At 72.6% G+C, this 13610-nt stretch carries 13 protein-coding genes; 6 read left to right on the top strand and 7 right to left on the bottom strand.

Going from position 1 to position 13610, the window contains the following annotated elements; all coding sequences use genetic code 11:
- Positions 1 to 73 precede the first annotated feature (73 nt).
- The gene (locus tag FJ657_RS14540) at positions 74 to 601 is read right to left on the bottom strand and encodes a hypothetical protein (protein WP_141164420.1); all 528 of its coding nucleotides are present in this window, start codon (positions 599 to 601) and stop codon (positions 74 to 76) included.
- Positions 602 to 782: 181 nt separating this feature from the next.
- Positions 783 to 2399, bottom strand: coding sequence for a glucoamylase family protein (locus tag FJ657_RS14545; protein ID WP_141164421.1), 1617 nt, complete (start codon positions 2397 to 2399; stop codon positions 783 to 785).
- 115 nt (positions 2400 to 2514) lie between these two features.
- Here FJ657_RS14545 and FJ657_RS14550 point away from each other — a divergent pair, with 115 nt between their 5' ends.
- The 3 genes from FJ657_RS14550 (at position 2515) to FJ657_RS14560 (ending at position 5107) form a co-directional block, all read left to right on the top strand.
- Positions 2515 to 3378, top strand: coding sequence for a spermidine synthase (locus FJ657_RS14550; protein WP_255447358.1), 864 nt, complete (start codon positions 2515 to 2517; stop codon positions 3376 to 3378).
- Between the two features lie 80 nt (positions 3379 to 3458).
- The gene (locus FJ657_RS14555) at positions 3459 to 4601 is read left to right on the top strand and encodes a PQQ-dependent sugar dehydrogenase (protein ID WP_141164422.1); all 1143 of its coding nucleotides are present in this window, start codon (positions 3459 to 3461) and stop codon (positions 4599 to 4601) included.
- Entirely contained in the window at positions 4601 to 5107 is a 507-nt protein-coding gene (locus FJ657_RS14560) for a SprT-like domain-containing protein (protein WP_141164423.1), read from the top strand. Before FJ657_RS14555 ends, FJ657_RS14560 begins: the two co-directional genes overlap by 1 nt.
- A gap of 36 nt (positions 5108 to 5143) precedes the next feature.
- On the opposite strand, the gene FJ657_RS14565 is transcribed toward FJ657_RS14560, so the two are convergent.
- The 3 genes from FJ657_RS14565 to FJ657_RS14575 form a co-directional block, all read right to left on the bottom strand.
- A complete protein-coding gene (locus FJ657_RS14565; RefSeq protein WP_141164424.1) occupies positions 5144 to 5446 on the bottom strand; it encodes a DUF427 domain-containing protein in 303 nt (100 codons plus the stop codon).
- Positions 5447 to 5555: 109 nt separating this feature from the next.
- Positions 5556 to 6014, bottom strand: a complete 459-nt coding sequence (locus FJ657_RS14570) for a 2-phosphosulfolactate phosphatase (protein ID WP_141164425.1) — start codon at positions 6012 to 6014, stop codon at positions 5556 to 5558.
- Between the two features lie 55 nt (positions 6015 to 6069).
- Positions 6070 to 6507, bottom strand: a complete 438-nt coding sequence (locus FJ657_RS14575) for an EVE domain-containing protein (protein ID WP_141164426.1) — start codon at positions 6505 to 6507, stop codon at positions 6070 to 6072.
- 69 nt (positions 6508 to 6576) lie between these two features.
- Between FJ657_RS14575 and FJ657_RS14580 the strand changes: the two genes are divergently transcribed.
- Together FJ657_RS14580 and FJ657_RS14585 are read left to right on the top strand one after the other, a co-directional pair.
- Positions 6577 to 7059 carry a hypothetical protein gene (locus FJ657_RS14580; RefSeq protein ID WP_141164427.1) on the top strand — a complete coding sequence of 161 codons (483 nt, stop codon included), beginning with the start codon at positions 6577 to 6579 and terminating at the stop codon, positions 7057 to 7059.
- A gap of 232 nt (positions 7060 to 7291) precedes the next feature.
- Positions 7292 to 8953, top strand: coding sequence for a DEAD/DEAH box helicase (locus tag FJ657_RS14585; protein ID WP_141164428.1), 1662 nt, complete (start codon positions 7292 to 7294; stop codon positions 8951 to 8953).
- A gap of 103 nt (positions 8954 to 9056) precedes the next feature.
- Here FJ657_RS14585 and FJ657_RS14590 read toward each other — a convergent pair whose 3' ends face one another.
- Complete coding sequence (locus FJ657_RS14590; RefSeq protein ID WP_141164429.1) at positions 9057 to 9566, bottom strand: septum formation family protein; 510 nt, start codon at positions 9564 to 9566, stop codon at positions 9057 to 9059.
- Positions 9567 to 9710: 144 nt separating this feature from the next.
- Positions 9711 to 11726 carry an aldo/keto reductase gene (locus tag FJ657_RS14595; RefSeq protein ID WP_141164430.1) on the bottom strand — a complete coding sequence of 672 codons (2016 nt, stop codon included), beginning with the start codon at positions 11724 to 11726 and terminating at the stop codon, positions 9711 to 9713.
- 296 nt (positions 11727 to 12022) lie between these two features.
- Between FJ657_RS14595 and FJ657_RS14600 the strand changes: the two genes are divergently transcribed.
- Positions 12023 to 13459 (top strand): fibronectin type III domain-containing protein, encoded by a 1437-nt coding sequence (locus FJ657_RS14600; RefSeq protein WP_141164431.1) that lies wholly within the window; start codon positions 12023 to 12025, stop codon positions 13457 to 13459.
- Positions 13460 to 13610 lie beyond the last annotated feature (151 nt).

Genomic DNA, 13610 nt, shown 5'->3' on the forward strand with positions numbered 1-13610 from the left:
GCCGCAGACGCGGCGGGGCCGCATCCCCGAGAGGATGCGGCACCCGACCGGAGCAGAGCGGCGGGAGCGGCGCTCACGCGGCGCCCACGCCGGTCAGCTCCTGGTGACGAGCCAGGCGCAGCTGGATGACTCCGGCGCGCACCAGCCGGTTCGCGCCGATGACGAGCAGGATCGCGCCGGTCGAGGCGACGAGCGCGCCGAATCCCATCGATCCGGCCCAGACGTCGATGCCGATGCGCACGGCGATGAGCGCGAAGAACAGCGCGGCGCCGACCCAGCCGGTGCGGGTCTGCCACTCGATCGCCTGGCCGCGACGATCGACGACGTGGCCGTCGACGTTGCGGAAGCGCGTGATGACGCCCATGACGACGCCGATCGCGAGGCTCAGTGCCAGCTCGAGCAGCAGCAGCCCGAGGCCCTGCGCGGTGAACGCCGCGGCGGGCGTCGACTTCACGAGCAGGCCGAGGCCGACGACGCCGAGGATGGCCGGCATGAGCCAGTTCGAGCGGGCGGTGAGGTTCTGCCAGGTCGACTGGCGATAGCCGATGTACACGACGAGCGCGAGGCCGAGGGCGATCGAGATGAGGTTCTGAGCGGTCATGAGTCCACTGTCGCGACCGGCGGCGCGCGGCGGATCGGCCCGAGGGTGGGCACCCGGGTGGAGATGAGAACGATGCGGGTGGAGAGCCTGCACGCTCTCCACCCGCCTCGCGTCACCCGTGTCGGGTGGGATGCGACACGGGGCACCACCACGAGCCCGCGCCGCATCGAGTCGGCGATCTCTATCCGAGCTTCGAACCGAACACCTGAGCCGCCACCACCGGACGCACCGCCTTCTCGAAGGCGCGGTCGGCGAAGTACGACTTGAGCTTGTCGTGGCCGAGCTCGTTGAAGATCGCGGCCATGATCATCGACTGGTCGAGCGACAGGTACCGCTCGGCGACGCGATCGGACTTCACCGCGACGGCGTCGTAGAAGCCGCCGGGGCCGTAGGCGCCCAGCTTGTTCTTGATCCCGTCGAGGTTGGTCAGCGCGGCCTTCTTGTCGTAGGGCAGCGCGAGGAACGCGGCGTGCGGGGTGACGACGCCGTCGCCGAAGGCCGGCGTCGGGTTCGTCGCCTCGCGGCAGCCCTCATAGCCGAGGTCGACGTCGGTGCGCTCCTCGTCGGACGTGTAGCCGTCGCTCTGCATGCCGATCGCGTCGACGCCGTATTCGCGGTAGCCGCCGGCCGGGTCGCTGGCGGGCGAGAAGCCCCAGTAGCCGTAGCCCGCCTCATCCAGCCCGTGATGGATCTGCGCCTTCACGGTGGCCGGGTGGTTGACGCCCCAGCTGCGCGGGCCCCACTGCGCCTCGGGAACGAACAGGTCGGGCATGAGCGCCTCGAACATGCTGCCGCCCCAGGCGGGCACGAGCTGCATGCCGTCATAGGAGTAGGTGCCCTCGTAGACCTTCGTTCCGCTGTAGTCGCGGATCACGCCGGTCGGCTTCTGCTCCTGCCAGCCGAAGTCGCAGCCCTGGTCGGGCATCGTGCGGTAGGTGCCGTAGTAGTCCTTCGCGGGGATCTGGCCGTTCGCGATGCCGACATAGGTCGCGATGCGCGCCTCGCTGACCGTCGTGTCGTACCAGTGGCAGGTGTAGTAGACGGTCGTGCCGCTGCCCGTGTAGTCGCCGGGCACGGTGCAGCCGTCACCGGGAGGCGCATCCCAGAAGCCGCCGCGGTTGAGGCCCAGTGCCGGGTCGATGCCGGGCTTGGATGCGGCAGCGGCCTTGTCGTGGAACCAGGAGAAGTCCATCGACGAGTACAGGGCGCCCGCCTGCTTCTTCAGCGCGGGGTCGGCGTTGCCGACCACGCGGAGCGCCGCGGCGAGCCAGCCGTTGTCGACGGTGGAGAGGAAGGGGTAGACGACGGATCCGTCTTCGGGCCAGCTCGTGAGCTTCGCGCCGGTGGTCGGCGAGTACCAGTTGTAGAACATGCCGCTGCCCTGGTGCCGCTCGAGGGTGCCGAGGGTCTTCAGGGTCGTGGCGAGGCGCGTGCGCGCATCCTTGCGGTCGATGATCCCGAGGTCGCGCGCGGCGACGGTCGACCAGAGGTAGCCGCCGATGTTGGTCGGACTGGTCTCGGCGCTGGCCTTCGTCAGGTCGCCGGTGACGTTGTCGGCGGGGAGGCCGGTGGCCTTGTCGGTCATGGCGTCCATGGAGCGCCAGGTGTCTTTCGCGTACTGCAGGAAGGTCTGGTCGTCGGCGGAGGCGTGTCCGCCGCCGGGCCCGTGGCCGGGTCCGCCGGGTCCGCCGGGTCCTCCGCCGTAGCCGCCGGCGTTCGCCGCGGCGGGGGCCGCTATCGCGATGCCGAGGGCGGCGATCGCGGCGAGCGGGGTGAGCAGTCGGGTCGAGCGTCTCATCGGGAACTCCCTTGTTCTCGGATCTCGTGCACCCATTCCACCGCGAAAACCTGACGAGCGCAAGGTTTTCATTCGCGACGCCGTCGGATCACGCCGTGCGACCTAGGCTGTGCGGGTGGCGAGACAGATCGAGGAACCGCCGCTGCCGGGCATCGTGCTCGACAGCGGACTCTGGGCCGAGGTGCGCCCCGACCGCTGGAACGACGGCGCCTACGAGCTCGTCGTCGACGGCACCCCGCAGTCGCACGTGCACCTCGAGCAGCCCGAGGAGCTCTTCTTCGAATACGTGCGCCGCATGGGCCACGTGATCGACCAGCTGCCCGCCGGACCGCTCACCGCCGTGCACCTCGGCGCCGGCGCGCTCACGCTGCCCCGCTACGTCGCCGCCACCCGGCCCGGCTCGCGCCAGCAGGTGCTCGAGCTCGAGCGCCCCCTCATCGACCTGGTGCGACGCGAGCTGCCTCTGCCGAAGGATGCCGCCATCCGGGTGCGCTACGGCGACGCCCGCGCGACGCTCGCCAAGCTGCCGCCCGCGCTGAACGGCACCGTCGACCTGCTCGTCGTCGACGTGTTCGGCGGCTCGCGCATCCCCGCGCACGTCACCAGCGCCGAGTTCTACGGCGAGTGCGCCGCGCTGCTCGCCCCCGGAGGCGTGCTGCTCGCCAACATCGCCGACGGCGCCGGTCTCGCCTTCGCGCGTGGCCAGGCCGCGACCCTCGCCTCCGTCTTCGCCGACGTCGCCGCGCTCGCCGACACCCAGATGCTCAAGGGGCGCCGCTTCGGCAACGTCGTGCTCGCCGCATCGCCGAGCGAGATCCCGCTCGAATGGCTGCCGCGCCTGCTCGCCGGCGGACCGCATCCGGCCAAGGTCGTGCACGGCCGTGAGCTGAAGGACTGGATCGCCGGAGCCGCCGTCGTGAGCGACGCGACCGCCATCCCCTCGCCGCCGCCCGCCCGCAGCATCTTCGAGGTCAAGTGACGGGCTCGCATCCGCGCTCGTCCTCGCCCTCGCCCAGCGCGACGAGGCCGCGGTTCAGCACCGCGCGCTACCGTCGCACCATGGCTCGACGCATCCAGGCCGCGCTCGCCGTGGCGACCCTCGCCGGCCTCGCCCTCAGCGCCTGCGCCCCCACCGACCCCGCTCCCGCCAGCCCCGCGCCGACTCCCCCGGCCACCACCGCCCCCGCCGGATACACCGTTCCGACTGGCGAGCCGACCGTGCTCGCCAGCGGCCTCGACACCCCCTGGTCGATCGTGCGGCTCAGCACCGGCCAGACCCTCATCAGCGAACGCGACAGCGGCGAGATCGTGCAGGTGCGCCCCGACGGCAAGGTCGCGTCGATCGGCAAGGTGCCCGGTGTCGTGCACCAGGGCGAGGGCGGACTGCTCGGCCTCGCCGAGCACGACGACGGCGGGATGCGCTGGCTCTACGCCTACATCACCACCCAGAACGACAACCGCATCGTGCGCATGCCCCTCGGCGACGAGCTCGGGCTGGGCACACCCCAGATCGTGCTCAAGGGCCTCGCGAAGGCCTCCAACCACGACGGCGGACGGATCGCGTTCGGGCCCGACGGCCTGCTCTACGCGACCGTCGGCGACGCGGGCGAGCCCGCCCGGGCGCAGGACCGCACCTCGCTCAACGGCAAGATCCTGCGCATGACGCCGACCGGCGGGGTGCCCGACGGCAACCCCTTCGACAACTCGCTCGTCTACTCGATCGGCCACCGCAACCCGCAGGGCCTCGCCTGGGACGCGAGCGGCCAGCTCTACGCCGCCGAGTTCGGGCAGGACACCTGGGACGAGTTCAACCGAATCCAGCCCGGCAAGAACTACGGCTGGCCGATCGTCGAAGGCCAGGGCGGCAAGCGCGGCTACGTCGACCCGCTGCTGCAGTGGAAGACCGACGACGCCAGCCCCAGCGGACTCGCCTACGTCGGCGGCACCTTCTATCTCGCCGCGCTCAAGGGCCAGCGGCTCTGGTCGATCCAGCCCGACGACCTCGGCCGAGGATGGACGCAGGCGACCGGCGCCGTCGGAACAGCCTGGTACGAGGGCGAGTACGGACGCATCCGCGACGCCGTGCCCGGCCCCGACGGCACGCTCTGGATCATCACGAACAACACCGACGGCCGCGGCTCGCCGAAGTCGGGCGACGACAAGCTGCTGCAGGTGAGCCTGACCGCGCAGGGCGCGGGCTGATGGCCGACCTCGACCGCGTGCGGCGCTGGGCCGACGCCCTGATCGCGCTGCACCTCGATCCCGCCGTGTGGACCTTCGCCTTCGACTCGGCGAAGACCCGCGCGGGGCTGTGCGACTACACGCACAAGCGCATCAGCGTCTCGCGGCACCTCGCCGGGCGCTTCGACGACGACGAGATCCACCAGGTGCTGCTGCACGAGGTCGCGCACGCGCTCGCCGGCCCGCGCGCCGGGCACGGTCCGCGCTGGAAGGCGACCGCCGCCGAGCTCGGCTACGTCGGGTCGCGCCTGCACAGCGGCGGCGTCGCCGAGGAGCTGGCGCCGTGGATCGGCACCTGCCCGGCCGGGCACACGCACTACCGCTATCGCAAGCCCACCCGCGAGCTCTCGTGCGCGAAGTGCTCGCGCCGCTACGACCCGCGCGCGGCGATCGTCTGGGTGCGCCGAGAGGAGCTGGATGCGCGTCAGGCGGCCGCCGCATCCGTGTCCGGAGCGGCGACCGCCTGATCACCGCGGCGCGCGGCCGCGGCGGGAGGTCTCAGGTCAGCTGACCTGGACCTCCTTCCAGAAGGCGACGTAGCCGGCGATGTCCTTGCCGACGCGCTGCTCGGCGGTCGGGAAGGGGTGCGGGTAGGTCCAGGCGCGGTCCTGCAGCCACTCGTCGCCGCTCTTCACGAAGAAGTACTGGCACTCGCCCTTCCAGGGGCAGGTGTAGGGCGTGGGGCTGTCCTTCAGCAGGTCGCGGTTGACGCTGGCCGGCGGGAAGTAGACGTTGCCCTCGATGTGCAGGACGTCGGCCTCGTCGGCTTCGGCGACGACGACGCCGTTGATCGTGGCGGTGGGCATGGGCGCTCCTCAGGTCGTGGGCGGGGGCGCGATCGCGCCTCCGCTGATCGGAACGCTACGCGCGCCGTGCGCCATTCCGCCGGATGGTGCCGACCGTCGGGGCTCGCGCTCAGCTGCGGGCGAGGCGGGCGGTGACGGAGGCGCTGATCAGGTGGCGGGTGGCGTTGCGGAGCGAGCCGTAGCCGGCGCCGGCGACGGCCGCCTCCGGCGAGCAGTGGTCGATGCCGAGGTCGGCGAGGCGGTCGATGATCGCGCCGGCCGCCAGCAGGTCCTCGACGGCGAAGCGCAGCGCCCCGGCCTCGGCCGGCTCGCCGGCGGCGACGACGGCGATCGAGACGCGGTCGCCGCGCTCCTCCTGCTTGCGCAGCACGAGGTCGCCGATGCGCTCCGCATCCTCGACCCGGGCGGTCTCGAGGCCCGGATGCGCGGGGGTCTCCTGCTCGCCGAGCTGATCGACCCAGACGAGTACGTCCGCGTCGGCGAGTGCCGCGGCACCGGCCCGGCCCCCGTCGAAGCGCACCTGGTAGGTGGCCTGGGCGGAGGGATGCGAGGTGACGGGCGCACTCATGATGCCGAGGCTACCGACCTCACGGCGACGCCCCGCGCGCCGACGACGCGGGAGGTCACCCCGCCGACGGCGCCTCCGCCGGCACGAGCTCGGACGCGCCCATCGCCGCGGCGACGAGGGCGAAGTCGTGCGCGCTGAGCTCGACGAGCCCGCGCCGCAGGGCGTAGCCCCAGTTCGGCTTGCTCGTCAGCTCGAGCTCCCCCGCCAGCTCGGCGATCGGCACCGAGCGCACCCCCTCGACGTAGTCGACCCGGCGACGCCACATCGCCTCGGGCGACTGCCAGGGCGCCCCGTCGGAGACCACGCCGATCGCCGTGAACTCCTTCAGCGCATCCCCTTCGGGGTAGGCGGTCTTCGGCGAGTAGTAGACGAGCCGATCACCCGGCTCCATGCGGCGCAGGCCCGCGGCCGCACCGTGATTCGTCTGCGCGATGCCCATCGCGAGCCCGCGGTGCACGTGCTCGCGCTGCACCACGCCCATCCAGTACCTCATCGGCCGCCTCCCGTTGCTCGCCTGCCGCGAGTGTGGCGCGCACCGCCGACATCCGGTGGAATGGACCGGGTGAAGGTGCGTCTGAAGTTCGAGCTGCCGTGCACGATCGACGAGGCCTGGGACCTGGTGCGCTCGCCGGGAGCCCTCACCGCGGTGTCGCGTCCCTGGCTCGCCTTCGACCCGGTCGAGTCGGCCAGCCTCCCGGACAAGTGGGAGCAGCGCGCCTACCCGGTCGAGGTGCACGCGCTCTTCGGGCTCGTGCGCGTCGGCGAGCAGACGATCGACGTGAGCTTCCGCGAGAAGGATGCGCTGCGGGTCTTCGTCGACGACGGCGGCCCGACCGCGGGCGCGCTCACGCTCGTCACGCGGTGGCGGCACCAGATGGCGATCGCGCCCGGCCGCGACGGCGCGACGCTCTTCCGCGATCAGCTGAGCTTCTCCGCCGGGGCCGCGACGCTGCTCGTCTGGCCGGTGCTCTGGGCGTTCTGGCAGTGGCGCGGGCGCGGCATCCGCCGGCTCGCGACGCGGATCGCGCGCGACGGCGCGGAGTGAACCTGCCGTTCGGCCCGTCAGCCTGATAAGGTCTACAGGTTTGCCGCCATTGAAGCGGCACTCGCGTCGTAGAACGCATCCCTCTCCGGACAGCACCACCGTCCGGGATCACCGACCAGGTCGGCGCCGATCCCGCACGTCCGGATGACATCGCAGAACGGCGCAACGCCCGGCCCGGCCTCCGCCGGATCATTCAGGGCGTCCGTTCACCATCGAAAGCAGTAACACCTCTATGTCCACGGACTTCAGCACGCTCGGCGTGCCCTACCCGCTGATCGAGGCCCTCGCCAAGCAGGGCAAGACCAGCGCCTTCCCCATCCAGGCCGACACCCTGCCCGACACGCTCGCCGGACGCGACGTGCTCGGCCGCGGCCGCACCGGCTCGGGCAAGACCCTGGCCTTCTCGATCCCGATGGTCGCCCGCCTCGGCACCCGTCTCGCCGGCGGCGCCCGTCGCCCCGGTCGCCCGCTCGGCCTCGTGCTCGCGCCGACCCGCGAGCTCGCGACCCAGATCGACGCGACGCTCAAGCCGCTCGCCGAGGCCTACGGCCTCACCACGACCACGATCTTCGGCGGCATCAACCAGAAGCGCCAGGTCGAGGCGCTGCGCGCCGGCGTCGACATCGTCGTCGCCTGCCCCGGTCGTCTCGAAGACCTCATGAAGCAGGGCTTCGTGCACCTCGACGCCGTCGAGGTCACCGTGATCGACGAGGCCGACCACATGGCCGACCTGGGCTTCCTGCCCGGCGTGACCCGCATCCTGTCGGCGACCGGCAGCGAGGGGCAGCGGATGCTGTTCAGCGCCACGCTCGACAACGGCGTCGACAAGCTCGTGCGCCGCTTCCTGCAGAACGAGGTGCTGCACTCGGTCGACGAGGCCACCTCGCCGGTCGCGGCCATGAGTCACACCGTGTTCCGCGTCGAGAGCGCCGAGGGCAAGACCGAGCTCGTGCAGAAGCTCGCCTCGGGCACCGGCAAGCGCATCCTCTTCCTGCGCACCAAGCACGCCGCCAAGAAGCTGGCGCAGAAGCTGACCGCCGCGGGCATCCCGGCCGTCGACCTGCACGGCAACCTCAGCCAGCCGCAGCGCGACCGCAACCTGGCGGCGTTCGGCGGCGGGGATGTGCGCGTGCTCGTCGCGACCGATGTCGCCGCGCGCGGTGTGCACGTCGACAACGTCGAGCTGGTCGTGCACGTCGACCCGCCGATGGAGCACAAGGCGTACCTGCACCGCTCGGGCCGCACCGCCCGCGCCGGCGCCGAGGGCGCGGTGGTCACGATCGCGATGCCGAGCCAGATGGACGACCTCAAGAAGCTGCTGCGCAAGGCCGCGATCCAGGTCGAGCCGCAGACCGTCACCGCCGCCTCGCTCGAGGTGGATGCGCTGGTCGGCGCCGTGGCCGAGTACGTCAAGCCGGCCCCGAAGCCGGAGCGCCAGCAGGGCGGCGGCGGTCGCTCGACCGGCGCGAACGCCCAGCGCAAGCGCGCGCTGCGCGAGGAGCGCGACGGCCAGGGCGGCGGCCGTGGCGGTCGCGGTGGACGTGGCGGCTCCGGCCGTGACGGCGGCCGCGACGGCGCGGGCCGCAGCGGCGACATCGTCGGCTCGGGTCAGGGCCGCGGTCGCGGCCGTGGCGCCGGCGCCGGAACGGGCGCGAAGGCGGCCGCGGGCGAGCAGCGCCGCGACCGCTCGGGTCGCCCCGACGGCGTGCGCTCGGGCGAGAGCGCGCCGACCAAGACCCAGCACGCCCGTCACGAGGAGGCCGGCCGCGCCGGCGTCTCGAAGCGCCGCACCGGCCGTCGCGCCGGCGCCGCCGCGGGCTCGACCGGGGGCTCGAAGCTCATGGTCGGCTCGGTTGTGCGTCAGAACGGCGGAGGCCGCCGCTCGGGTCGTTGACCCGCGCAGCTCCGACGAAGGCCTCTGATCCGCTGGATCGGGGGCCTTCGTCGTCATCCGCTCCGGGCTCCCCGAGGCGGACGGCCGGGCGGGTCGCGTCAGGTCAGATCCTCGCGTCCTTGACGCTCTGGTCGAGCACGTCGTAGTAGTAGTCGGTCGCGGTGCAGACCGCGACATGGTCGCCGTCAGCCCAGCCGTCTTCGTCGGGGGTCCACGCCCAGCTCTCGAGCGACGAATCCGAGTAGGGGATGCCGACGTAGTCGGTGAGAGCCTGCGAGCAGAGCGCCCGCGAGAGCTTGTCGACCTTGATGTCGCCCGGGTAGTCGACGCCCTCGAGGGTCACGAGCGCCGTGACCTCGTAGTCGTGCTCGTCGGAGCAGTCGACGATCGCGGTCTCGATGTCGTCATCCGGCTCGAGGAAGCAGTCGCCGACCTCGAGCTCGTCGAGGGCGGTGTCGTAGTCGGGGTCGACAGAGCCGCCGGAGCCCGGCGCGCCGCCGCCGCCGAGGGCACGGCCGAGGTCGCGGGCGGTGTCGATCAGCGCGCATCCGCTGAGGGTCGTGACGAGCGTCGCGGCGGCCAGGGCGGCGATGAGGATGCGGGCGGGGCGCACGGCGGGTCCGTTCGATCAGGGCGAGCTGACGGGTGAGGCGTCAGCGCGTGGTCGGCGGGCTGATCCGCCGACGGTGAGGGAACAGTACGTGAGCACCGCCCAGGAGCGGAAACATGAGCGCGACCCCAGTCCGGGGCGCGGCGCTCACACCCGCAGGTCGAGCCAGCCGACCTCGGCCGGGCTGAGCTCGATCGCGAGCGCGGCGAGCGACGACCGCGTCTCGTCGAGCGTGCGCGGGCCGATCAGCGGGAAGGTCGGGAAGGGCTGCGCGAGCACGTAGGCCAGCGCGATCGCCGTGGGGGCGACCCCGCGCCGCGCCGCCAGCTCACGCGCGCGACGCAGTCGCTCGAAGTTGCCGTCGCTGTAGTAGCAGCGCACCAGCTCCGCGTCGCTCGTGTCGGCCGGGTCGGCGCGGGCGAAGAAGCCGCGCGCCTGCGACGACCACGGGAACAACGGCGTCTGCGTGCGCTCCAGCCACTCCTTGGATGCCGCATCGGTCGCGTGCTCGCAGCCCTCCCACGGCACGTCGAGCGCCTCGGCCAGACCGAAGTGGTTGCTCAGCACGGTGAAGCCGCGGCGGCCGTTCGCCTCGGCGTAGGCGCGGGCGGCATCCATGCGCACGGTCGTCCAGTTCGAGCCGCCGAAGGCGCCGATGCGGCCCGCGCGCCAGTGCTCGTCGAGCACGTCGACGAACTCGCCGACCGGCACCTCGGGGTTGTCGCGATGCAGGAAGTAGAGGTCGGCGCGGTCGGTCTGCAGCCGGTCGAGGCTCTCGTGCAGCTGACGGCTGACCGACTCGGGGTCGCAGTGCGGGGTGTGCGCGCCCTTGACGATCAGGGCGAGCTCGTCGCGGATGCCGCGCTGCCGCATCCACTCGCCGACGAGCCGCTCCTGGCGGCCCCGGGCGTAGACCCACGCGGTGTCGAACACGGTTCCGCCGTGCTCGACGAAGTCGTCGAACATGACGGCGGCCTGGCGCAGCGTGGTCTGGTTGTCGGCGCCCATCACGAGGCGCGAGAGCGGAACCCGCACCCCCTCGACGCTCGCCATCGGCATCGTGCCGCGGCTCGCGCGGCGCAGCGGCTCCCCCGCGACGGGCGCGACCGGGGCGTCGGCGCGCTCGCTCGCGTAGACCGCGCCGATGCCGTGGCGCCAGCGCTGCTCGAGCTGCGCCATCGCGCTGCTGTGCTGCCAAGGCACGAGCGGCGACTCGATCGCACCGGCCGCCGCGGCCTCGGCCAGCGCATCCGCCTCGCCGGCGTACTGCGCGAATGGCGGGAAGATCAGCTCCTGCTCGGGGGCTCCGGGCCGCTGCAGCACCGCGGGCACGGGGCGATCGGGATCGGGCGTCCACGGGTCGGGCAGAGTGAGGATGCCGGCCTCGCCGACCACGCGCACCTGCGACTCGAGCGCGATCGACACGGCGCATTCCAACTGGGCGGTCAGCGTGAGGCCGTCGTCGTCGGCCGCCGGCAGGGCGACGGTCAGCGCCGCCCACCGGTCGACGCCGTTCTCGTCGGCGTGACCCGCCGTGTCGACGCGCGCCGCGGCGAGCGCCGCCGCATCGAGGCGGAGACCGGCCGCATCCGCCACCAGGGTGAACGCCGACAGCGTGTAGCAGCCGACGTCGAGCACCCCACCGCCGGCCAGCTCGGGCAGGGTGATGCGCGAGGGCTCGTCACCGGCTGCGAAGCCGAAGCGAGCGGACACCGAGAGGATGCGGCCCAGCTCGCCGCCGCGCAGCATCCGCTCCAGCGCCCGCCACTGCGGATGGGCGCGGTGCATGAACGCCTCGAGCAGCACGACGCCGTTCTCGCGGGCCGCCTGCTGCACGGCCATCGTGTGCGCCGGATCGGCGGTGAGCGGCTTCTCGACCAGCACGTGCTTGCCGGCGCGCGCCGCGCGGATCGCCCACTCGGCGTGCTGCGGATGCGGCGTCGCGACGTAGACCGCATCCACGGCCGGGTCGGCGAGCAGATCGGCGTAGGAGCCGTGCGGAACCGGCACATCGTCGAACTCGGCCGCGAACTCCCGCGCCCGCGCCAGGTCGCGGCTCGCGATCGCGACGAACCGGCCCGTCGTGCTCAGCGGCAGCTGCCGTGCGAAGGCGCGGGCGATGCCGCCGGCGCCGATGATCCCCCACCCCACTGTGTCGGTCATGGTCACCAGCCTAGGGAGCGCGCCCGCCTCCGCGTCGGAGCCGAGCGGCTCGCCGAGCGGTCGCGCCGGTCGGACCATCGGCCATCGGCACCGCAGGGAGAGCCGGCCGCTCGACGGGGTGGCTGGCTCTTCGCGTCGACCGGGATGCGCGAACTCGCGGCGTGCACCCGGACGCGAGATCTCGTGGGCGCTGGCCAAGCTGATAAACAGCTGAGTTTCTGTGCCATACTCATCTCCGCGCGCAGGCGCGCCCCCTCCGAAAGCGGTATCAGGGACCGCGAGAACGGCACATCATCGTGAAGAAGATCACCACCGCGGGCTTCGGTCTCGCGCTGGCGGCGGCGCTCGTCGCCGTTCCGCTCGCGACCGGCGCCGCCGCCGCCGAGACGGTCGCTCCGGCCGGTGGCGACGTGGCCGCGAACGGCCCCGCCGCGAGCTCCTCCGGCGAGACCTCGGACCCCGCCGCGGAGCCCGCAGATGAACAGCAGGACGCGGCCGAGCCCGACACGGGCCAGCGAGATGGCGCTGAGCCCGACTCAGCCGCGTCCGGCGCCGGCGGCGCGGCCTCGAACGATGCCCCGCCGACACCGAGCGCCGCCGCGGCCTCGCCCGCCGCGGGCGACCTCCCGACTCCCGAGGCGGTTCGCGCCGACGTCTCCGCCCTCAAGCCCGAGACGACCACGTTCGTATTCGTGAGCTGGCGGCGCCCCGCTGAGCCCACCCGCTTCCGCGTGACGGCGACCCTCGACCGCGATGGCACCTCGACGACGCAGGAATTCGACGAGCCCGCCTTCGACGAGAACGGGCAGTGGGACGCCTACGAGACCGTTCCGGTGCACGCCGTCTGGGAGTTCGGCGACACCTTCACCGTGACGGTGCGCGCCATCAGCGCCGACGGCACCCAGGAGGGCCAGTCCGTCACCGTCACCGCCGCGGCGCCGATCTCCGACGGCCCGACGATCACGTCGGTCACGACATCGGGTCTGCACTCGCCGTCGGTCACGGTCAGCTGGGAGCACGTCATCGCCGTGCACCCCGAGCTCGTGACCGGCTACATCGTGTCGATCGGTCCGCCGCCCGGGTCCGGCCTTGACAGCGACACCTATGCGGATAAGTACATCGAGGTCGGGCGCGACGTGCGCACCGCGACGTTCAGCACACTCGACATCTCCCGACGCGACCAGGATCCGATTCTCGACCAGCCGATCCAGAACGCGACCGAGTACTGGGTCTGGGTGTCGCCGCTGACCGAGGGCGGGGCGTACGCCGGGTACTCGGCCAGCGCTTCGGTCACCACTCCGGCGGTCCAGACGCCGGCCGCGCCCGCGCAGCCGACCGGCGACACCCGCGGCGTCACCGCCAGCGTCAAGGACGGCAAGATCACCGTTCAGGGATCGGCCGTCACGGCCGGATCCTGGTACTTCGGCTACGCCTTCTCGACGCCGGTGGCACTCGGATGGGCGCAGTCAGCCGCTGACGGCACGGTCACCTTCGACCTGACGGCCGCGAAGCTCGCACCGGGTTCGCACCACCTCGCCCTGGTCGGCAATGACGGCACCATCGTCGGCACCGTCGCATTCACGGTGAGCGGCGGGGCGGTCGCCGGCGCCGCAGTGACGAGCCTGGCCTCGACCGGAATCGACGCCGGCCTGCCGACGGGCGCGGCTCTCGCGCTGCTGATCGCCGGCACCGCGCTGCTCGTCGTGCGCCGACGTTCCACGTTCCACCGCTAGATCGAGACCCGTCCGCAACACCCGTCGACGCTCCCGAGCGACACATCAGCGGCCCCCGGGCGGCGTTGAAGGCCGGTCGAATCCCACCGACGGCGACCGGCGGCTCCCGTACCCCGAACAGGGGTGTACGCCCGGGAAGAACGACAGTGGT

It is taken from the genome of Schumannella soli, from assembly GCF_006517435.1.
GTDB lineage: Bacteria > Actinomycetota > Actinomycetes > Actinomycetales > Microbacteriaceae > Schumannella > Schumannella soli.